General features: G+C 63.1%; 15 protein-coding genes. 12 read left to right on the forward strand and 3 right to left on the reverse strand.

From position 1 onward, the window contains the following. Positions 1–9 precede the first annotated feature (9 nt). The 4 genes from ATE40_RS14895 to ATE40_RS14910 all read left to right on the forward strand — a co-directional run bounded on the left by ATE40_RS14895 (position 10) and on the right by ATE40_RS14910 (position 5,769). Entirely contained in the window at positions 10–192 is a 183-nt protein-coding gene (locus ATE40_RS14895) for a YfgG family protein (protein ID WP_004941600.1), read from the forward strand. A gap of 103 nt (positions 193–295) precedes the next feature. Next, positions 296–1,729, forward strand: coding sequence for a magnesium transporter (gene mgtE, locus ATE40_RS14900; protein ID WP_063919865.1), 1,434 nt, complete (start codon positions 296–298; stop codon positions 1,727–1,729). A 186-nt stretch (positions 1,730–1,915) separates the two neighbouring features. Beyond that, positions 1,916–5,242 carry a diguanylate cyclase gene (locus ATE40_RS14905; protein WP_063919866.1) on the forward strand — a complete coding sequence of 1,109 codons (3,327 nt, stop codon included), beginning with the start codon at positions 1,916–1,918 and terminating at the stop codon, positions 5,240–5,242. A 173-nt stretch (positions 5,243–5,415) separates the two neighbouring features. After that, on the forward strand, positions 5,416–5,769 hold the full coding sequence (locus ATE40_RS14910; protein WP_025159567.1) for a DNA-binding protein: 354 nt from the start codon (positions 5,416–5,418) through the stop codon (positions 5,767–5,769). An 8-nt stretch (positions 5,770–5,777) separates the two neighbouring features. Here ATE40_RS14910 and alkA read toward each other — a convergent pair whose 3' ends face one another. Next, positions 5,778–7,268, reverse strand: a complete 1,491-nt coding sequence (alkA, locus tag ATE40_RS14915) for a DNA-3-methyladenine glycosylase 2 (protein ID WP_063919867.1) — start codon at positions 7,266–7,268, stop codon at positions 5,778–5,780. 164 nt (positions 7,269–7,432) lie between these two features. On the opposite strand from alkA, the gene yegD reads away from it, so the two are divergent. Both yegD and ATE40_RS14925 read left to right on the forward strand, forming a co-directional pair. After that, entirely contained in the window at positions 7,433–8,785 is a 1,353-nt protein-coding gene (gene yegD / locus ATE40_RS14920; RefSeq protein WP_019452412.1) for a molecular chaperone, read from the forward strand. Between the two features lie 51 nt (positions 8,786–8,836). Next, on the forward strand, positions 8,837–9,403 hold the full coding sequence (locus tag ATE40_RS14925; protein WP_063919868.1) for a GNAT family N-acetyltransferase: 567 nt from the start codon (positions 8,837–8,839) through the stop codon (positions 9,401–9,403). On the opposite strand, the gene ATE40_RS14930 is transcribed toward ATE40_RS14925, so the two are convergent. Together ATE40_RS14930 and ATE40_RS14935 are read right to left on the reverse strand one after the other, a co-directional pair. Further along, positions 9,400–10,017 carry a pyridoxamine 5'-phosphate oxidase family protein gene (locus ATE40_RS14930; protein WP_019452410.1) on the reverse strand — a complete coding sequence of 206 codons (618 nt, stop codon included), beginning with the start codon at positions 10,015–10,017 and terminating at the stop codon, positions 9,400–9,402. The genes ATE40_RS14925 and ATE40_RS14930 overlap by 4 nt on opposite strands. A 68-nt stretch (positions 10,018–10,085) precedes the next feature. Then, on the reverse strand, positions 10,086–11,039 hold the full coding sequence (locus tag ATE40_RS14935; protein WP_063919869.1) for an aldo/keto reductase: 954 nt from the start codon (positions 11,037–11,039) through the stop codon (positions 10,086–10,088). A 273-nt stretch (positions 11,040–11,312) separates the two neighbouring features. Between ATE40_RS14935 and ATE40_RS14940 the strand changes: the two genes are divergently transcribed. From ATE40_RS14940 to baeR, 6 genes are read left to right on the forward strand one after another with little or no spacing between them, the layout of a single operon-like run. Next, positions 11,313–12,554 (forward strand): MdtA/MuxA family multidrug efflux RND transporter periplasmic adaptor subunit, encoded by a 1,242-nt coding sequence (locus ATE40_RS14940; protein WP_063919870.1) that lies wholly within the window; start codon positions 11,313–11,315, stop codon positions 12,552–12,554. Further along, positions 12,554–15,673: an MdtB/MuxB family multidrug efflux RND transporter permease subunit gene (locus ATE40_RS14945; protein WP_063919871.1), complete on the forward strand. Its 3,120-nt coding sequence runs from the start codon at positions 12,554–12,556 to the stop codon at positions 15,671–15,673. The genes ATE40_RS14940 and ATE40_RS14945 overlap by 1 nt, the downstream gene beginning before the upstream one ends. Continuing rightward, a complete protein-coding gene (mdtC, locus tag ATE40_RS14950; RefSeq protein WP_019452406.1) occupies positions 15,670–18,750 on the forward strand; it encodes a multidrug efflux RND transporter permease subunit MdtC in 3,081 nt (1,026 codons plus the stop codon). Before ATE40_RS14945 ends, mdtC begins: the two co-directional genes overlap by 4 nt. A gap of 10 nt (positions 18,751–18,760) precedes the next feature. Then, positions 18,761–20,191 carry a multidrug transporter subunit MdtD gene (mdtD, locus tag ATE40_RS14955; protein WP_019452405.1) on the forward strand — a complete coding sequence of 477 codons (1,431 nt, stop codon included), beginning with the start codon at positions 18,761–18,763 and terminating at the stop codon, positions 20,189–20,191. Continuing rightward, positions 20,188–21,570 carry an envelope stress sensor histidine kinase BaeS gene (baeS, locus tag ATE40_RS14960; RefSeq protein WP_019452404.1) on the forward strand — a complete coding sequence of 461 codons (1,383 nt, stop codon included), beginning with the start codon at positions 20,188–20,190 and terminating at the stop codon, positions 21,568–21,570. Before mdtD ends, baeS begins: the two co-directional genes overlap by 4 nt. Further along, complete coding sequence (gene baeR, locus ATE40_RS14965; RefSeq protein WP_019452403.1) at positions 21,570–22,286, forward strand: envelope stress response regulator BaeR; 717 nt, start codon at positions 21,570–21,572, stop codon at positions 22,284–22,286. Before baeS ends, baeR begins: the two co-directional genes overlap by 1 nt. The last annotated feature ends 6 nt before the right edge of the window (positions 22,287–22,292 follow it).

Here is a 22,292-nt window from a genome sequence, read left to right on the forward strand (position 1 = left end):
GGGTGATATATGCGCAAGAAAACCACCGGACAGATGACGAAGATAGTGTTGTTTATCAGCTTTATCATTTTAGTCGGCCGACTGCTGTACGCCGCCGTGGTGGCGGTGCCTCATCATCAGGAAAAAAAGCAGGCCGCTGCGCAAAACGCCGCCGAAGTCAGCGCGCCGCAACAGGACGCCTCCTCTGAATAACCGCCGCGCCCCGTCCGTTTCATAAAAATGACTCCGGCACTCGCTATGCTCTATCTTTTAATGAGCCTGCGTCAGGAACGCCGAGCGCCCGTTAAGGAACACCATGTCAGCCGCAACCCATAACGTCAAAAAAGTCGCTGAACATCGCCAGCGCATTCTCACTTTGCTGTTGAACAATAAGGAATTGGTCGACGGCATCCTCGGCCGGCCAGGGGATGAACACGCCCTCAGCCAAAGCGAACTGCTGAACCAGACGGCGGAAATTACCGGCCTGCTGGACGACATGCACGCTGCCGACCTGGCGGACCTGCTGGAAGCCTTGCCGCAGGACGAGCGCATGGCGCTGTGGCGGCTGGTGGGCAACAGCAAGCGCGGCCAGACGCTGGTGGAAGTCGCCGAACCGGTCTGGGACAGCCTGATCGAGGAGATGAGCGACAAAGACCTGCTCAAAGCGATCAAAACGCTGGACGTCGACGAACAGGCCTATCTGGCGCAATACCTGCCGCGTAACCTGATGGGCCGGCTGCTGACCTCGCTGGAGCCGGAGCAGCGCGCCCAGGTGCGCGAGATGAGCCAATACGCCAAAGACAGCGTCGGCTGGATGATGGATTTCGAACTGGTGACGGTGCGGCCGGACGTTACGCTCGGCGCGGTGCACCGCTTTTTGCGCATGCGCAAAACCATTCCCGACGCCACCGATAAACTGTTCGTCACCGACCGCAAAAACACCCTGCTGGGCGAGCTGCCGCTCACTGCGGTGCTGTTGAACGACCCGGAGATCCCGGTGCGCGAGGTGATGGACAGCGATCCCGCCACCTTTCAGCCCGAAGACAAGGCCGATGAAGCGGCCGGCGCGTTCGAACGCTACGACTTGATCAGCGCCCCGGTGGTTGACGCCAAGGGCAAACTGATGGGCCGTTTGACCATCGAAGAGATCGTCGACGCCGTCAACGAAGAGAGCGATACCAATCTGCGCCGCATGGGCGGTTTGAGCCCGGAAGAAGACGTGTTCGCCCCGGTCAGCAAAGCGGTCAAGACCCGCTGGGCGTGGTTGGCGATCAACCTTTGCACCGCGTTCGTCGCCTCGCGAGTGATCGGCCTGTTCGAACACACCATTTCCCAACTGGTGGCGCTGGCGGCGCTGATGCCGATCGTCGCCGGCATCGGCGGCAACACCGGCAACCAGACCATCACCATGATCGTGCGCGCGCTGGCGCTGCACCAGATCGAAGTCGGCAACATCTCGCGCCTGATGCTCAGAGAGCTGGGGGTGGCCATCATCAACGGCGTGGTGTGGGGCGGCATCATGGGCGTGATCACCTGGCTGCTGTATGGCGACGCGGCGATGGGAGGCGTGATGACGCTGGCGATGCTGCTCAATCTGCTGCTGGCGGCGCTGATGGGCGTGGTGATCCCGATGACCATGCTCAAGATGGGCCGCGATCCGGCGGTCGGCTCGAGCGTGCTCATCACCGCGCTGACCGATACCGGCGGCTTCTTCATCTTCCTTGGCCTCGCCACCCTGTTCTTGCTGTAATACGCTAAAAGCCGGCTCCGCGCCGGCTTTTTCGCCATTCTGTCGCCGAGCTTGCGTTAACGCAGTAAAGTCGGCCTTCCCGGTAGGTTTTCCTCGCGCGCTGTACTACCCTTTGCCAATAAATCGCCTTAATTCATCCATGTGATGAATCAATTACTGACAGAGGCCCCACCGGTAGGGATGTCTATGGATATCAGCGCACCGAGCTATTTCGGCACACACAAAGGCACCATGCTGACGCATTCCCTGCTGGTGGCGCTGGCGACGTTTCTGCTCGCCTTGCTGAGCCTGTCGCTGTCCAGCGAAGCGCATCATTTTACGCCGCTGTGGTTCCCAACCGCCGCCGCCATCGCGGTGCTGTACCGGCATCCTCCCCGCCATTGGGGCCTGCCGCTGCTGGCCAGCGGTCTGGGCATCGTACTGGCCAGCTTCGCGCTGCTTGGCATCAGTATCCTGCCCGTCAAACTGGCCGCCATCAATCTGTTGGAGGCGGCGGTTTGCGCCCAGTTGCTGCGCCGCTCGCTGCCGGCGAGCGATCCGCTGAGCGATCTGAGCAGTTGGCTGCGCTTCGTGGTGTGCGCAGTGATTTTTACCCCGCTGTTCAGCGCATTGCTGGCCACCGTTGCGGCACCGGCGCCAGATCAGCCATTTTGGCAGCCTTTCGGCACCTGGTTCATTTCCGAGGCGATCGGCGTACTGTCGCTGGCGCCGCTCGGTCTCAGCTATCACCGCCGCACGCTGGCGACGTTAAACCTCTACCCGCTATTGCTGACGCTGATGCTCACGCTGGTCTTCAGCTATCTGGCGTTAATCTACCTGCCGTTCCCGTTTACCTTCGTCATCCTGCCCCTGCTGTGGGCGGCCATCGCCCTGCCGCGCTTCGAGGCGTTTACCGTCTGCTTTTGCACTATTTTGCTGATCACCGTGATGATTTCTCTGGGGCTGGCGCATTTTCAGACCGCCAATAGCCGCCTTGGCGATCTCGGTCTCTATCTGCCGATGCTGCTGATCCTGGTGCCGGCGCATGCGATGGCGATGGTGATGCACACCTTCCGGGTGGAGAAACAGCACATCGTCGAGAGCGAAAGCCGCTTTCGCAGCGCGCTGGAGTATTCCGCCATCGGCATGGCGCTGGTGTCGCCGGAGGGGAAATGGCTGCAGGTCAATCAGGCGCTGTGCAAACTGCTCGGCTACACGCCCGAACGACTGCATCGCCTGACGTTCCAGGCGATCACCCATCCGGACGACCTCAACGCCGATCTGAGCCAGTTGCACGATCTGCTCGACGGCCATATCAGCAGCTATACCATGGAGAAACGTTATATCCGCAGCGACGGTCAGACCGTTTGGGCGCTGCTGGCGGTATCGCTGGTGCGCGACGCCGAGGGCCAGCCGCTGTACTTCATCTCCCAGGTGGAAGACATCAGCGGCCTCAAACGCAGCGAGGCGGAGAACAACCGGCTGGTGGAGCGCATTACGCTGGCCAACCAGGTGGGCGGCGTCGGCATCTGGGAATGGGTGATGAACCAGGAAAACTTCACCTGGGATCAGCGCATGTTCGAACTCTACGATCTCAGCCCTGACCAAGCGCCGACGCTGGCGCTGTGGCGCACCCTGCTGGTGCCGGAGGATCGCGATCGCACCGACCGTGAACTGGCCGAGATCCTGGCGCAGCCGCGGCCGTTCGTCATGGAATTTCGCATCATCACGCGCAGCGGCAAACTGCGCCATATTCGTGGTCAGGGCAACGTGATCCTCGACGACCAGGGCCGCCCGCTGCGCCTGATCGGCACCAATATCGACATGACCGAACTCAAGAGCCTCGCCGAGGCGCTGCACGAAGAGAAAGAGCGGCTGCACATTACCCTCGACGCCATCGGCGAAGGGGTGATCTCCACCGACAGCCACCAGCGCATCACCTTTATGAACCCGGTGGCTGAGCAGATGTGCGGCTGGCCGCTCGACCTGGCGATCGGCATGCCCGTCGCTGGCGTGGTGCGCCTGACCAACGGCAAAGAAGGCCCGGAAATCGAAAACCTCACGCAATATCCGCGCCAGTGGCCGGCGGATTACGCACTGGTGCTGCACAGCCGCGACGGACGTTATTTCGACGTGCAGCAGTCGGCCTCACCGCTCAAAACCCTCGACGGCGAAACCATGGGCGCGGTCATGGTGCTGCAGGACGTCACCGCTTCGCGCGAACTGATGAAAAAGCTCAGCTACAGCGCCTCGCACGACGCGCTGACCGGCCTGCCGAACCGCACCCGCTTCGAGAAACAGCTGAAGGCAGCGATCGTCGCCGGCGGGGAACCGTCGTCGTCGCATTCGCTGGTGTTCCTCGATCTGGATCGGTTCAAGGCGGTGAACGACACCGCCGGCCACGCGGCGGGCGATGCCTTGCTGCGGGATATCGCCCAGCTGATGCGGCACCAACTGCGCGGCAGCGACTGCCTGGCGCGTTTGGGCGGCGACGAGTTTGGTCTGATCTTGTTCGACTGCCGGCTGGAGCAGGCCAAATCGCTGATGCAGCAGGTGGTCAACCAAATCAGCCAGCACCCGTTCTATTGGGAAGGGAAGATTTATCGCGTCGGCGCCAGCGCTGGCATCACCCGCATCGACGGCGACGCCAAAAGCAGCGAACTGTTGGCGCAGGCCGATATCGCCTGCTATACCGCCAAACACCACGGGCGCGGCCAGGTTTATCTGTACGAAACGCGACAAAAACAGCTGCTGGAGCGGCAACATGAGTTGCTGAACCCGCAGGAGGTGCAGGCGATCGTCAGCGAGGGGCAGTTGCGGCTGTTGACCCGCGCGGTCGCACCGCCGGCGACGCCGCTGTCGGCCGCGTTCCACCAGGTGAAGCTGCAGGTGATGGCGCCGGACGATCGGCCGTTGCCGCACGAGGCGTTCATCGCCGCCGCGCAGCTGTATGGCCTGATGCCGGACATCGACCGCTGGACGGTCGCACAGCTGCTGGTGAAGCACGCTGACGACATCAAACGCAAAGGGCTGTCGCTCGCGCTGCCGCTGGCCACCGACAGCCTGCTGAGCGCCGACTTCCAGCACTACCTGACGGAAACGGTGCGCGCTTCGTCGCTGCCGCCGCAGGCGCTGCTGTTTAGCGTCGATGAGGCCGTGGTGCTGGAACACGCCGCGCAGTGCCGGGCGTTTCTCCGTGGCCTGCAGCAGCTGGGCTGCCGGCTGATCGTCAACGGTTTCGGGCATAACATCAATGCCTTCGATGAGCTGAGCGATCAGAAGATCGACATCATTCGCATCGATGAACGCTTTATCACCAACGTGCACTGCAACCAGATGGATGAGCTGATGGTGTCGATGCTCAACGGCGCGGCGCATCGGATCAAGGCGCAAACGCTCGCCGGGCCGGCGCATCAGCCGGTAACGCTGCAGGCGCTGCGTGACGTCGGCGTCGATCTGGCTGACGGCGACCTGGTGGCGCTGGAGCAGCCGCTGACGGTGTTGCTCAGCGACGGCTACTTCGGCATCCGCTAACCCGTTCCCCTCTTCCACCGCCGTCTCGCGCTTCACATTCTGTTAACCGATACGAGATTAGTGATATAAATAACACCTTAAGCTTAAACGATTAAGTAAGATGAAACGCCCATGCGGACATCGGCGTATTCGTTGATTTACCTCGACATGTGATGGCTCAGAGACAAGGGACTATGGAAAAGAAATGGTTTTCCGCCAGGGAACTGATGGGTAAGGCGGGGTTGCCCTCAACCCCGCAAGGGGTCAATCTGATGGCCCGGCGCGAAGGCTGGGTCAGTCGCCGCCGCAGCGGCGTACAGGGCAAAGCGCTGGAATACCATATCGACAGCCTGCCGTTCAGCGCGCGCAGCCTGTCGGCCTTGCGCGAAGCCGACCATCCGGACTACGACGTCAAACGCCAGGATCCGGTGCGGGTCTGGATCGAGTATTACTACCACCTGACGCCGGCCGAGCGGGAAAAGCTGCTGGCGTTCCTGATGCGTGAAGGCATGAGCCGCCTGCTGCAACTGATCGACGCCCCTCGCTAGCCCCGCCTTCAGCGCTCCCCTTCCGGCGCCCATGCGTCGTTGTGCCACAGATGCAGCGTGGCGTAAGAACGCCACGGGCGCCAGCGTTCGGCGTAACGTTCAATCTGGCGCGGCGTCATGCCGGGGAAACGCTGTTTGATCAGGTAGTCACCGGCCAGGAACACGTCAGGCCACGACCAGGCGCGCATCGCGATATAGCTGGCGGTCCAGCCGCCGATGCCCGGCAACGCGGTCAACGCCTTGATGCCCTGTTCAATATCCAGCACGTTATCGAGCTGCAACCGCCCTTCGCCCAACGCCCGAGCGATCTCGATCAGCGCCGCCGCACGCTTTAACTGTACGCCGAGCGGACGCAGCGCTTCGGGCTGCAGCTGCGCCACCCGTTCGGCGGAAGGGAAGACATGGGTGATGCCCTCATGCGGCGTGTCCAGGGCTTCTCCCCAACGCTCGGCCATTCGTCCGGCGAAGGTCGCCGCCATTTTCACGCTGACCAATTGTCCCAGCACCGCACGCACCGCCTGCTCGAAACTGTTCACGCAGCCCGGCAGACGCAGCCCCGGCGCATCGGCCGCCAGCGAGCCCAGCGCCTCATTGATGCGGTCCGGCGCGGCGTCCAGGTCGAACAGCAAGCGCACGCGGCGCAGCACCTCCGTCGTCACCAAACTGAGCGCCGGCGCGATCTCGACCCTGACCCGGTTGCGTTCTTCTTCCGGCTGCACGCTGACCCAACCGCGGTGTTCCGTGCCGCCCTGGCTGACGGCGATCGAGCGCAGATAGCGGCGCCCTGCTACTCGTTCCACGCCCTGCACGGCGCGCGCCTGCAAGAAGTTCAGCATGCGATCCCAATCATAGGGCGGCCGATAACCCAGGTGAAACACCAGCCCGCTGGCGGCGGCCCGTTCACCGCGCGCGCCGCCGCTGCGCAGCGCCGACGGAATCAGGCGATAGCGCGCCTTGAACAGCTCATTGAAACGCCGCAGGCTGCCGAAACCGGCGGCGAACGCCACTTCGCTGAGCGGCAGGTCGGTATCCGCCAACAGGCGTTTGGCCTGCAGCAGCCGGTGCGACTGGGCGTAATCGATCGGCGAAGCGCCAAACTGTTCGGCGAAGATGCGCCGCAGGTGGCGATCGGAAATACCCAGCCGCGCCGCCAGCGCTTCGCAACTGTGCTCGGACAAATAGCCCTGCTCGATGAGCTGTACCGCCACCTGCGCATAACGGTTGCCCAGATCGATCAGCGCCAGGCCGGGCGCCAGCTCTGGCCGGCATTTAAGGCAGGGGCGAAACCCCGCCAGCTCGGCCGCGGCCGCGCTCGGATAAAAGGTGCAGTTTTCCCTCTTCGGTGTGCGGGCGCTGCACACCGGGCGGCAATAAATGCCGGTGGAGGAAACGCCGACAAAAAAGCGGCCGTCGAATTTTCGGTCACGCGCGCGCAGCGCGTCGTACAACGCTTGCTGTTGAGTATTCATGGCAACGCTCGGGTTCGGTTTTTTCTGCATTATGGGACTCGGCTGACGCGCTGACGTGCGGAATTCGGACATTAAGTTAAGCATGCCGCCGCCGCGCCCGCTAAATTTTTCGACACTCGCGCATCGGCGCATTGCCCGCCGGCCCCGTCTCGGGTAAAGTCGCCCCCCTTCATTGGCATGGGGACTAAAAAGAGATGTTTATTGGATTCGATTACGGGACGGCCAACTGTTCCGTTGCAGTGATGCGCGACCACGGCCCCGAGCTGCTGACGCTGGAGAACAACGCGCCGTATCTGCCTTCGATGCTGTGCGCACCGACCCGCGAAGCGGTGAGCGAATGCCTGCACCGCCATTGGCAGGTGCCGACCGGCAGCGAAGAAAACCAGCAGCTGCTGCGCCGCGCCATCAGTTACAACCGCGAAGAAGACATTCCGGTCGGCAGCGACAGCGTGCTGTTCGGCCTGCAGGCGCTGGCGCACTACATGGAAGATCCGGAAGAGGTGTACTTCGTGCGCTCGCCGAAGTCCTTCCTCGGCGCCAACGGCCTGAAGCCGCAGCAGATCGCACTGTTCGAAGATCTGGTGTGCGCCATGATGTTCCACATCAAACGCCAGGCGGAAAACGTGCTGCAAACCGGCATCGATCAGGCGGTGATCGGCCGGCCGATCAACTTCCAGGGCATCGGCGGCGAAGAGGCCAACCGGCAGGCGCAGGGCATTTTGCAGCGCGCCGCCGAACGCGCCGGTTTCAAGGAGATTGAATTCCAGTTCGAGCCGGTGGCGGCGGGATTGGACTTCGAAGCGACGCTGAGCGAAGAGCAAACCGTGCTGGTGGTGGACATCGGCGGCGGCACCACCGACTGCTCGGTGCTGCTGATGGGGCCACAGTGGCGCGACCGCGCCGATCGCCAACAAAGCCTGCTGGGCCACAGCGGCTGCCGGGTCGGCGGTAACGATCTGGACATCATGCTGGCCTTCAAACAGCTGATGCCGCTGTTTGGCCTCGGCGGCGAAACCGGGAAAGGCATCGCCTTGCCGGCGCTGCCTTACTGGAACGCGGTGGCGACCAACGACGTGCCGGCGCAAAACGACTTCTACAGCGCCGCCAACGGCCGTGTGCTGCGCGATCTGATCCTCGACGCGGCGGAGCCGGAAAAGGTCAAACGCCTGCTGAAAGTGTACCAGCAGCGCCTGAGCTACCGACTGGTGCGTGCGGCCGAAGAGAGTAAGATAGCGTTGTCCGGCCAAACGGCCATCAGCGCGCCGCTCGGCTTCGTGCAGGCCGATCTGGCGGAAAGCATCAGCCAGGATCAGCTCGCCGACGCCATCTCGCAGCCGTTGATGCGCATTCAAGAGCAGGTCAGCGCCGCGTTGGCCAGCAGCCAGACCGCGCCGCAGGTGATCTACCTGACCGGCGGCAGCGCGCGTTCGCCGCTACTGCGCGCCGCGCTGCAACAGCAGCTGCCGGGCATTCCGATCGTCGGCGGCAACGACTTCGGCTCGGTCACCGCCGGGCTGGCACGCTGGGCGCAAACGCTGTTCCGTTGACAGCCCAAGGGCGCGGCTCGCCGCGCCCTCGTTCATTGGAGGCTATGCATCATGTCACCCCTTCTTACCCTCGACAGCGCCAGACTGCGGCTGCGCCCCTGGCGCGACGACGACCTGCCGGCCTTCGCCGCGCTGAATGCCGATCAGCAGGTGATGCGCTATTTCCCGGCGACGATGACGGCCGAGGAAAGCCGCGCGCAGGCCGAGCGCATCCGCGCCGCCATGCAACAACAGGGCTGGGGGCTATGGGCGGTGGAAGTGAAAGGCGGCGCATCCTTTATCGGGTTTGTCGGCCTGGCGGTGCCGGGCGACGATCTGCCTTGCTCCCCCTGCGTGGAGATCGGCTGGCGGTTGGCGGCGGCCCACTGGGGCAACGGCTACGCCGCTGAAGCGGCGCGCGCCGCGCTGGAGTGCGCCTTCGGCACGCTGCACCTGCCGGAAGTGGTATCCTTCACCGCCGAAGATAACCAGCCGTCGCGCCGGGTGATGACGCGCATCGGCATGCAGTTCGACGGCGAAACCTTCCTGCACCCGCGCCTGCCGGCGGGCCATCCGCTACAGAAGCATGTTTTATACCGGCTAAGCCGGCAAACATGGCGCGCACGCCACGGCGATTAATACAGCGTATCCTTCAGCCGCTGCGGCAACGCACTGTCATACTCCTCGCCGTCGAAGCGCGTTTGGCTGACCGCGGCCAAAATATGGCCGGGGCTGGGCAACGCCGAACGTTCGAGGCGGCTGCCCTCTTCCCATAATCCTGAACGCAGGATCGCCCGACTGCACTGGAAAAATACCGCTTCGACACGAATACGCAGCACCGAACGCGGCAGCTGGTTGCGGTAGGCAAAGCGCTGCAGCACCGCCGGCGCGACCACAATCTCCGCCCGCCCGTTAATCCGCAGCGTTTCGCCGATGCCGGGGATCAGCAGCAGCAGCGCCACCCGATTGTCGTGCAGGATATTGCGCAGGCTATCGATGCGGTTATTGCCGCGCCGGTCAGGCAGCAGCAGGGTTTTCTCGTCTTCGATATGAATAAAACCGGCCGGATCGCCGCGCGGGGAGACATCCATGCCGTCCGGCCCAACCGTCGAGAGGGCGGCAAACGGCGCCGCCTCGATAAATGGACGGTACGCCGGGTGGATATAGCTGACTTCTTTAAAAACCGAGGGCGCGCCGGGTTTGCCGTACAGCTGTTCCAGCGTCGCGAGGTCGTTGATGGTATCACCAGTCATTGCGGTTTCCTGAATGGGCCATGTTGACCCATTCAGCATAGAGCAAAATCGCCGCCGGGTAATGCGCCTTACCAGGCGCTGGCGAGGTTCAGCACCTGGATATCCTCCGCATCCAGCGTCAGGCGAGTGGCGCTGACCAATTCATCCAGCTGTTGCAGCGAGGTCGCGCTGACGATCGGCGCGGTGACGCTTGGGCGCGCGATCAGCCAGGCCAACGAGACCTGCGCCGGCGAGGTGCCATGTTTGCTCGCCACCTGATCCAGCGCCGCCAGAATGCGGAAACCACGCGGGTTAAGGTAGCGCTCGACAATGCGATCGCCGCGCTGGCTTTTACCTTCGTCCTCTTTACTGCGGTATTTGCCGGTCAGGAAGCCGCTGGCCAGCGCAAAGAAGTTGATCACCCCCAGCCCGTGGCGCTGCGCCACGCCCTCCAGCTCGGCCTCATAGCCTTCGCGCGCATACAGGTTATATTCCGGCTGCAGGGTTTCATAACGTGCCAGCCCGTGGCTTTCGCTCACCCGCAGCGCTTCTTCCAGACGATCCGCCTGATAGTTGGAAGCGCCGATCGCCCGCACCTTACCGGCCTTGATCAGCGCATCGAACGCCGCCAGCGTCTCTTCCAGCGGCGTATCGCGGTCATCGTCGTGCGATTGGTAAAGGTCGATATAATCGGTTTGCAGACGGCGCAGCGAGTCTTCCACCGCCTGCCGAATATAGCGCGGCGACAGCCCCTGCTTACCCTCACCCATCGGTTTGCCCACCTTGGTGGCGATGATCACCTGGTCGCGCTTGCCGCTCTTCTTCAACCATTCGCCGATGACGGTTTCCGATTCACCGCCCCGATTGCCCGGCGCCCAGCTGGAATAGACGTCGGCGGTATCGATAAAGTTAAGCTGATTTTCCACCAGCGCATCCAACAGGCTGAAAGAGGTCGCCTGATCCGCCGTCCAGCCGAACACGTTGCCGCCGAAGGTCAACGCCGGCACCTGAATGCCCGAACGGCCCAGTTGTTTCTTGCTCATGATAGAGGCTCCATGGAGTTGAATGATTTACTGGTTAATTATTAGCTTTAAAAATAAAAAGCCGTTAAAACTCATTGGCTATAAGCAAAAACCCAACGCTTATAAACATAGCAGGCGACAATCGTTAACTTATTCGGAAAATGCTGACGGTTCCTCCTTATTTCCTTCATTTTTATGCCGCTTTGACTAGCTAAACTAGTATTCTGTAAGGAGTGTCATTTTTGTGGCAATGCGTGCGCACACGCTTGTCCTCTGGAGAGAATTTTCGCCGCCATGAAAGCAAAACCCCAACGTCGTTCCCTGATGCTGCGCCTGCTGGTTGCCGCCATCGCGGTCATCGCTGCCGTACTGATTTGGCGCCACTTCAACGCCGCACCGCCGGCGGCTGAAACGCCGACGGCCGCTCACCATGCCGGTGGCGCCAAAGGAGCGGCTGCCGGTGGCAAACGGCGCGGCAATCTGTCGCCGGTTCAGGTGGCCACGGCCACTCAGCAATCGGTGCCGAGCTATCTGATCGGGCTGGGCACTGTTACCGCCGCCAACACCGTTACCGTCACCAGTCGGGTCGACGGCCAATTGATGGCCCTGCACTTCACCGAAGGGCAGCAGGTGAAGGCCGGCGATCTGCTGGCGGAGATCGATCCCCGTCCGTTCCAGGTGCAGCTGACGCAGGCCCAGGGGCAGTTGGCGAAAGACCAGGCGACGCTGGCCAACGCCCGGCGCGATCTGGCGCGCTATCAGCAACTGGTGAAAACCAACCTGGTTTCCCGCCAGGAACTGGATACCCAGGTCTCGCTGGTGCAGCAGACCGAAGGATCGATCAAGGCCGATCAGGGCGCGGTGGACAGCGCGCAGCTGCAGCTGACCTACAGCAAAATCATCGCCCCAATCTCCGGCCGCGTAGGCCTCAAGCAGGTCGATATGGGCAACTACATCACCAGCGGTTCTACGGCCATCGTGGTGATCACGCAGACGCATCCGATCGAGGTGGTGTTCACCCTGCCGGAAAGCAACATCAGCGACATCATGAAAGCGCAGAAAGCCGGGCCGGTCAGCGTCGAGGCCTGGGGACGCACCAACAAGACCCTGCTGGCGCAGGGCAACCTGCTGAGTCTGGATAACCAGATAGACACCACCACCGGCACCATCAAGCTAAAGGCGCAGTACGCCAACCAGGACGATGCGCTGTTCCCCAACCAGTTCGTCAATGCGCGGCTGAAGGTCGCCACGCTGCAAAACGCCATCGTGGTGCCGACCGCCGCCGTGCAGATGGGCAACGAAGGCAACTTCGTCTGGACGATGGACGACGAGAATAAAGTCAGCAAACGCCTGGTCACCGTCGGCATTGAAGACAGCCAAAACGTGGTGATCGCCAGCGGCCTGAACGCCGGGCAGCGCGTGGTAACCGACGGCATCGATCAACTGACGGAGGGGATGAAGGTTGAGGTGGTGACGCCGCAAACCAAAGCGGCCGACGGCAGCGCCGCGCCGCACGCCAAGCGGGAGAAAGCCTGATGCAGGTGATGACGCCGAACCCCGGCGGCGGCCCGTCCCGCCTGTTTATTCTGCGCCCGGTCGCCACCACGCTGCTGATGGTGGCGATCCTGCTGGCGGGGATTATCGGCTACCGCGCGCTGCCGGTGTCCGCCCTGCCGGAAGTGGACTACCCGACCATTCAGGTGGTGACGCTGTACCCCGGCGCCAGCCCGGACGTGGTGACCTCCGCCATCACCGCGCCGTTGGAGCGCCAGTTCGGCCAGATGTCCGGCCTCAAGCAGATGCTGTCGCAAAACTCCGGCGGCGCCTCGGTGATCACCCTGCAGTTCCAACTGGCGCTGTCGCTGGATATCGCCGAGCAGGAAGTGCAGGCGGCAATCAACTCCGCCACCAACCTGCTGCCGACCGATTTGCCCTACCCGCCAATCTACAGCAAGGTTAACCCCGCCGATCCGCCGATCCTGACGCTGGCCGTCACCTCTACCGCCCTGCCGATGACGCAGGTGGAAGACATGGTGGAAACCCGCGTGGCGCAGAAAATCTCCCAGGTGACCGGCGTCGGCCTGGTCACCCTTTCCGGCGGCCAGCGCCCGGCGGTGCGCGTAAAACTCAATGCGCCGGCGATGGCGGCCAACGGGCTCGACAGCGAAACCGTGCGCACCGCCATCACGGCCGCCAACGTCAACTCCGCCAAAGGCAGCCTGGACGGCCCGACCCGTTCGGTTACCCTGTCCGCCAACGATCAGATGAAGTCCGCCGATGAGTACCGGCGGCTAATCGTCGCCTATAAAAACGGCGCGCCGATCCGCCTGCAGGACATCGCCACCGTCGAGCAAGGGGCGGAAAACACCCGGCTCGCGGCCTGGGCTAACAAGCAGCCGGCGATCGTGCTGAACATCCAACGCCAACCCGGCGTCAACGTCATCACCACCGCCGACAGCATCCGCGAGATGCTGCCGACGCTGATTAAAAGCCTGCCCAAGTCGGTCGACGTCAAGGTGTTGACCGACCGCACCACCACCATTCGCGCCTCGGTCAGCGACGTGCAGTTCGAGCTGCTGCTGGCGATCGCACTGGTGGTGATGGTGATCTATGTGTTCCTGCGCAACGTGCCGGCGACCATTATCCCCAGCGTGGCGGTACCGCTGTCTCTGGTTGGCACCTTCGCCGCCATGTACTTCCTCGGCTTCTCGATCAACAACCTGACGCTGATGGCGCTGACCATCGCCACCGGCTTCGTGGTGGACGACGCCATCGTGGTGATCGAGAACATCTCGCGCTACATCGAGAAAGGCGAAAAACCGCTCGACGCCGCGCTGAAGGGAGCCGGCGAAATCGGCTTCACCATCATCTCGCTGACCTTCTCGCTGGTGGCGGTGCTGATCCCGCTGCTGTTCATGGGCGACATCGTTGGCCGCCTGTTCCGTGAGTTCGCCGTGACGCTGGCGGTGGCGATTCTGATCTCCGCCGTGGTGTCGCTGACGCTGACGCCGATGATGTGCGCCCGCCTGTTGAACCATGAGTCGCTGCGTAAGCAAAACCGTTTCTCCGCCGCCTCAGAACGCTTCTTCGAGCGCGTGATCGCCGGCTACGGCCGCTGGCTGAAAGTGGTGCTCGCCCACCAGTGGCTGACGCTGTGCGTAGCGTTGAGCACCCTGGCCGTCACCGTGCTGCTCTACCTGTTCATTCCCAAAGGCTTCTTCCCGATTCAGGACAACGGCCTGATCCAGGGCACGCTGGAAGCGCCGCAGTCGGTGTCGTTCAGCAAAATGGCGGTGCTGCAACAACAGGTCGCCGCCCAGGTGTTGGAGGATCCGGCGGTGGAGAGCCTGACCTCGTTTATCGGCGTCGACGGCACCAACGCCGCGCTCAACAGCGGCCGGCTTCAGATCAACCTGAAACCGCTGAGCGAACGCAGCGACAGCCTGCAAACCATCATCGATCGAATGCAAGAAAAAGCGGCGGCGCTGCCCGGCCTGAAACTCTATCTGCAGCCGGTGCAGGATCTGACCATCGATACCCAGGTCAGCCGCACGCAGTACCAGTTCACCCTGCAGGCGATGTCCCTCGAGCAACTCAGCCAATGGGTGCCGCAACTGGTCGATGAACTGCGGCAAACCCCCGAACTGCAGGACGTCAGCAGCGACTGGCAGGATCAAGGGCTGGAAGCTTACATCAACGTCGATCGCGACTCGGCTTCGCGCCTCGGCATCCAGATGAGCGACGTGGACAGCGCGCTGTACAACGCCTTCGGCCAGCGCCTGATCTCCACCATCTACACCCAGGCCAACCAGTATCGCGTGGTGCTGGAACATGACGTGCAGGCGACGCCAGGGCTGGCGGCGCTGAACGATATCCGTCTCACCAGCAGCAGCGGCGCCGTGGTGCCGCTCAATACCATCGCCAAAATCGAGCAGCGCAACGGGCCGCTGGCGATCAATCACCTCGATCAGTTCCCGGCGACCACCGTCTCCTTCAACGTGGCGGAGGGCTACTCGTTGGAAGAAGCGGTCAACGCCATCACCCAGGTCGAGAAAACGCTGGCGATGCCGAAAGACATCACCACCAAGTTCCAGGGGGCTACCCTGGCCTTCCAGGCCGCGCTCGGCAGCACGCTGTGGTTGATCCTGGCGGCGGTGGTAGCGATGTATATCGTGCTCGGCGTGCTGTATGAAAGCTTCATTCATCCGGTCACCATTCTCTCCACCCTGCCGACCGCCGGGGTCGGCGCGCTGCTGGCGCTGATGCTGGCGGGCAGCGAGCTGGACGTGATCGCCATCATCGGCATCATCCTGCTGATCGGCATCGTGAAGAAAAACGCCATCATGATGATCGACTTCGCCCTGGCCGCCGAACGCGAGCAGGGTATGAAGCCCTATGACGCCATCTATCAGGCCTGCCTGCTGCGCTTCCGGCCGATTCTGATGACCACGCTGGCCGCCCTGCTCGGCGCGCTGCCGCTGATGCTCAGCACCGGCGTCGGCGCGGAGCTGCGCCGGCCGCTCGGCATCTGTATGGTCGGCGGCCTGATCATGAGCCAGATCCTGACGCTGTTCACCACCCCGGTGATCTACCTGCTGTTCGATAAACTGGCGCGCAATACCCACGCCAAAGAAGAAGCGCGGGAGACACCGTGAAATTCTTCTCGCTGTTTATCTTCCGGCCGGTGGCCACCACCCTGTTGACGCTGGCGATCGCGCTGGCCGGCGCGCTGGGCTTCAGCCTGCTGCCCGTCGCGCCGCTGCCGCAGGTGGATTACCCGGTGATCTCCGTCACCGCCACCCTGCCGGGCGCCGATCCGGAAACCATGGCGACCTCGGTCGCCACCCCGCTGGAGCGTGCGCTCAGCCGCATCGCCGGGGTCAACGAAATGACCTCGATGAGCTCGCTCGGCAGCACCCGGGTGATCCTGCAGTTCGATCTCAGCCGCGACATCAACGGCGCCGCGCGCGACGTGCAGGCGGCGATCAACGCCGCGCAAAGCCTGCTGCCTTCCGGCATGCCGAGCCGCCCCACCTATCGGCAGATGAACCCGTCGGACGCGCCGATCATGATCCTGACGCTCACTTCCGACACCTACAGCCAGGGCCAGCTTTACGACTTTGCCTCCACCCAGCTGGCGCAGAAGATCGCCCAGACCGAGGGCGTCGGCGACGTCACCGTCGGCGGCAGTTCGCTGCCGGCGGTGCGGGTGGAGCTGAATCCTTCCGCGCTGTTTAACCAGGGCGTGTCGCTGGACAGCGTGCGCCAGGCTATCAGCAACGCTAACCTGCGCACGCCGCTCGGCTCGACCGAAAGCCAGGACAAGCGCTGGCAGATCCAGAGCAACGATCAGATCAAAAAGGCCGAAGGCTACAAGCCGCTGATCGTGCATTACAACAACGGTTCCGCCGTCCGGCTGAGCGACGTCGCCAACGTCATCGATTCGGTGCAGGACGTGCGCAACGCCGGGATGACCAACGCCCAACCGGCGATCCTGCTGGTGGTCAGCCGTTCGCCGGACGCCAACATCATCGCCACCGTCGATCGCATCCGCGCCGAGCTGCCCGACCTGCAGGCCAGCATTCCTGCCTCGATCAAACTGAACATCGCGCAGGATCGCTCGCCGACCATTCGCGCTTCGCTGGCGGAAGTGGAGCAGTCGCTGGTCATCGCCATCGCGCTGGTGATCCTGGTGGTGTTCGCCTTCCTGCGTTCCGGCCGCGCTACGCTGATCCCCGCCGTCGCCGTGCCGGTGTCGCTGATCGGCACCTTCGCCGCCATGTACCTGTGCGGTTTCAGCCTCAACAACCTGTCGCTGATGGCGCTGACCATCGCCACCGGCTTTGTGGTGGACGACGCCATCGTGGTGCTGGAAAACATTTCCCGCCACGTGGAGGCCGGCATCAAACCGCTGCAGGCGGCGCTGCAGGGGATACGCGAGGTCGGCTTTACCGTGCTTTCGATGAGCATGTCGCTGGTAGCAGTGTTCATTCCTCTGCTGCTGATGGAGGGGCTGCCGGGGCGTTTGTTCCGCGAGTTCGCCGTCACCCTGTCGGTGTCGATCGGGCTGTCGCTGATCATCTCGCTGACGCTGACGCCGATGATGTGCGCCTACCTGCTGCGCCCGCAGCCTGAACGCGCGCAGCAGCGCGTGCGCGGCTTCGGCAAGCTGTTGATGAAACTGCAGCAGGGCTACGGCCGCTCGCTGCACTGGGTGCTCGACCACGCTCGCTGGGTGCTGGCGATCCTGCTGGCGACGGTGGCGCTCAACGTCTGGCTGTACATCAGCATCCCGAAAACGTTCTTCCCGGAGCAGGATACCGGCCGTCTGATGGGCTCCATTCAGGCCGATCAGAGTATCTCGTTCCAGGCGATGCGCCAAAAACTGCAGGACTTTATGACCATCGTGCGCGACGATCCGGCGGTGGATAACGTCACCGGCTTCACCGGCGGTTCGCGCACCAACAGCGGTTCGATGTTCATCGCGCTTAAACCGCTGTCCGAACGCAAAGAGAGCGCGCAGCAGGTGATCGCCCGCCTGCGCGCCAAGCTGGCGAAAGAGCCCGGCGCCAGCCTGTTCCTGATGGCGGTGCAGGATATCCGCGTCGGCGGCCGGCAGGCCAACGCCAGCTATCAGTACACGCTGCTGTCGGACGATTTGAGCGCCCTGCGCACCTGGGAGCCGAAAATCCGCACCGCGCTGGCCGCCCTGCCGGAGCTGGCGGACGTCAACTCGGATCAGCAGGATAAAGGCTCGGAGATGGATCTGATTTACGACCGCGACACCATGTCCCGCCTCGGCATTTCGGTGTCGGACGCCAACAACCTGTTGAACAACGCCTTCGGCCAGCGGCAGATCTCCACCATCTATCAACCGCTCAACCAATACAAGGTGGTGATGGAAGTGGCGCCGCCCTACACCCAGGACGTGAGTTCGCTGGACAAAATGTTCATCATCAACAGCGAAGGCAAGGCGATACCGCTCTCCTACTTCGCGCACTGGCAGCCGGCCAACACGCCGCTGGCGGTCAACCACCAGGGGCTGTCCGCCGCCTCCACCATCTCGTTCAACCTGCCGCTCGGCGCCAGCCTGGGCGACGCCACCGACGCCGTCACCCGCGCCATGACCCAGCTCGGCGTGCCGCCCACGGTGCGCGGCGCCTTCGCCGGCACCGCCCAGGTGTTCCAGGACACCCTGAAATCGCAGGTGATCCTGATCCTGGCGGCGATCGCCACGGTGTATATCGTGCTCGGCGTGCTGTACGAGAGCTATATCCACCCGCTGACCATCCTCTCCACGCTGCCTTCCGCGGGCGTGGGGGCGCTGCTGGCGCTCGAACTGTTCAGCGCGCCGTTCAGCCTGATCGCGCTGATCGGCATCATGCTGCTGATCGGCATCGTGAAGAAAAACGCCATCATGATGGTCGACTTCGCGCTCGAGGCGCAGCGCAACGGCGGCATCAGCGCCCGCGAGGCGATTTTCCAGGCCAGCCTGCTGCGTTTCCGGCCGATCATGATGACGACGCTGGCGGCGTTGTTCGGCGCGCTGCCGCTGGTGCTGGCCAGCGGTGACGGCGCGGAGCTGCGCCAGCCGCTCGGCATCACCATCGCCGGCGGCCTGGTGATGAGCCAGCTGCTGACGCTGTACACCACGCCGGTGGTCTATCTTTACTTTGACCGGCTGCAGGCGAAGTTCCGCCGTAACAAGCAACTGGCCCCGCTGCCGCACTAATGGCCGACCGATGCTGATGAAACACACCGCCACGGTACGCTGGCAACTCTGGATAGTGGCGTTCGGCTTCTTTATGCAGACGCTGGATACCACTATCGTCAACACCGCCCTGCCCTCGATGGCCGCCAGCCTGGGGGAGAACCCGCTGCGCATGCAGTCGGTGATCGTCTCCTATGTGCTGACGGTGGCGGTGACGCTGCCGGCCAGCGGCTGGCTGGCGGACAAGGTCGGCGTACAGCGGGTGTTTTTCAGCGCCATCGTGCTGTTTACCCTCGGCTCCATCCTCTGCGCCCGCTCGGAAACCCTGAACGAACTGATCGCCTCGCGCGTGATTCAGGGCGTCGGCGGCGCAATGATGGTGCCGGTCGGCCGCCTGACGGTGATGAAGATCGTACCGCGCGAGCAGTACATGGCGGCGATGACCTTCGTGACGCTGCCGGGCCAGATCGGCCCGCTGATGGGGCCGGCGCTGGGCGGCTTTCTGGTGCAGTACGCCAGCTGGCACTGGATTTTCCTGATCAATATTCCGGTAGGCATCGTGGGCGCCATCGCCACGCTGCTGCTGATGCCCAACTACCAAATGCAAACCCGGCGTTTCGACCTCAGCGGCTTTATCCTGCTGGCGATCGGCATGGCGTCGCTGACGCTGGCGCTCGATGGCCACAAGGGCATGGGGCTGTCCGGCGCCGCCATCGCCGGCCTGGTGGCTCTGGGCGCAGCGGCGCTGTTGGGGTATGTTTGGCATGCCTACGGCAATAGCCGCGCCCTGTTCTCGCTGCGGCTGCTGCGCACCCCGACCTACAAGATCGGGTTGCTGGCCAGCCTGTTGGGGCGCATCGGCAGCGGCATGCTGCCGTTCATGACGCCGCTGTTCCTGCAGGTGGGCATGGGCTTCACGCCGTTCCACGCCGGGCTGATGATGATCCCGATGATCATCGGCAGCATGGGCATGAAGCGCATCGTGGTGCAGGTGGTCAACCGCTTCGGCTATCGCAACGTGCTGGTGGCGGCCACGCTGCTGCTGGCGCTGGTCAGCCTGAGTTTCCTGCTGGCGGCGATGCTCGGCTGGCTGTGGCTGCTGCCGGTGGTGCTGTTCTTCCAGGGGATGGTCAACTCGCTGCGCTTCTCGGCGATGAACACCCTGACGCTGAAAGACTTGCCGGACCGGCTGGCCAGCAGCGGCAACAGCCTGTTGTCGATGGTCATGCAACTGTCGATGAGCCTTGGCGTCAGCGTCGCCGGCATCTTGATCGGCAGCTTCGCCCATCACCAGGTGGTGGCCGACAGCCCGGCCATCCACAGCGCATTTATCTACAGCTACTGCTGTATGGCATTGATTATCGCCCTGCCCGCGCTGGCCTTCGCGCGCGTGCCGGCCGATAGCGCGCCCAACCGCACGCTGACCAAAGAGCCGGGTACCGGCTCAACGAGGTTGCAATGAAGATAGGCATTACCGGGAAACTGTTCCTGGCCATTTTCGCTACCTGCATGCTGGTGTTGATCACCATGCATTGGGGGGTGCGCGTCAGCTTTGAACGCGGCTTTATCGATTACATCAAGCACAGCAACGAGCAGCGCATCAACATGCTGAGCGAAGCGCTGGAGGAGCAGTACAGCCGCCACGGCAACTGGATATTCCTGCGCAACAACGATCAGGTTATCTACCAGATCATGCGTTCGTTCGAACAGAACAGCGACAGCAGCCACAACCTGCCGCCCAAGGGCTGGCGCACCCAGTTTTGGGTGGTGGACAGCCAGTTCAACCGGCTGGTGGGCCACTCCGGGCCGGTGCCGAAAGAGGGGCCGCGCCACCCGATCCGCTATAACAACACCATCGTCGGCTGGGTGATCACTACCCCGGTCGAACGCCTGACGCGCAACACCGATATCAACTTCGATCGCCAGCAGCGGCGCACCAGCTGGATTATCGTCGCGCTCTCCACCTTGCTGGCGGCGGCGGTGACCTGGCTGCTGTCGCGCGGCATGCTGGCGCCGGTCAAGCGCCTGGTGGCGGGCACTCATCGCCTGGCGGCAGGCGACTTCACCACCCGCGTGACGGTCAGCAGCCAGGATGAGCTGGGCAGGCTGGCGCACGACTTCAATCAGTTAGCCACCTCACTGGAGAAAAATGAGCAGATGCGCCGCGCCTTTATGGCCGACGTGTCGCATGAGCTGCGCACGCCGCTGGCGGTGCTGCGCGGCGAGCTGGAGGCGCTGCAGGACGGCGTGCGCCAGCCGACGCCGGCGTCACTCAGCTCGCTGCAGGCCGAGGTGTCCACCCTGACCAAACTGGTCGATGACCTGCACCAGCTTTCGCTTTCCGATCTCGGCGCGTTGGCCTATCGCAAGTCGTCGGTAGACTGCGTGCATCTGCTGCAGGTTGCCGTCGCCGCCTTCCGCGAACGCTTCCGCGCCAAAGGGCTGGAAATCGTCACGCATCTGCCGCCCCAGGCGCCGCTGTTCGGCGATCCCGATCGCCTGAACCAGTTGTTCAATAACCTGCTGGAAAACAGCCTGCGCTACACCGACGCCGGCGGCCGGTTGGAAATCAGCGCCGAGCTACAGCCGGGGCGGCTCTTCCTCTACTGGCAGGACAGCGCGCCGGGCATCAGCGATCAGCAACTGACGCGCATTTTCGAACGTTTCTACCGGGCGGAAGGCTCACGCAACCGCGCCAGCGGCGGTTCCGGCTTGGGTCTGGCGATCTGCCACAACATTGTGGAGGCGCACGATGGAAAAATCCGCGCCGAGCATTCGCCTTTAGGCGGCGTGCGCATTACAGTAGAATTTGCTACCCCGATAAAAAATAAGGCGCCCTGATGGACATTCAGAATCAACCTATGCAGATCATGATTGTTGAAGATGAGCCCAAGCTGGGTCAGTTGCTGGTGGATTATCTGCAGGCGGCGGGTTACGCCACCCGCTGGCTGACCAACGGCAGTGAGGTGGTGCCGACCGTGCATCAACATCCGCCGGCGCTGATTTTACTCGATCTGATGCTGCCGGGCGCCGACGGCCTGACGGTATGCCGCGAGCTGCGCCGCTTCAGCGACGTGCCGATCGTGATGGTGACGGCGAAAATCGAAGAGATCGACCGCCTGCTGGGGCTGGAGATCGGCGCCGACGATTACATCTGCAAACCCTACAGCCCGCGCGAGGTAGTGGCGCGGGTGAAAACCATCCTGCGCCGCAGCTATCGGCCGCAGGATAATGCGCGGGAAGATGATCTGCTGCACATCGATGAACCGCGTTTCCAGGCCAGTTATCAGGGGCAGCTGCTGGATCTGACGCCGGCGGAGTTCCGCCTGCTGAAAACCCTGGCCAGCCAACCGGGCAACGTGTTTTCGCGCGAACAGCTGCTGAACAACCTGTATGACGACTATCGGGTAGTCACCGACCGCACCATCGACAGCCACATCAAAAATCTGCGGCGCAAGCTGGAGCTGATCGACGGGGAGAAATCCTTTATCCGCTCGGTATACGGCGTGGGCTACCGCTGGGAAGCCGACCCTTGCCGGCTGGTGAATGGGGTTTAGGGGGAA

Origin of the sequence: Serratia surfactantfaciens, assembly GCF_001642805.2 — a bacterium.
Taxonomy (GTDB): Bacteria; Pseudomonadota; Gammaproteobacteria; order Enterobacterales; family Enterobacteriaceae; genus Serratia; species Serratia surfactantfaciens.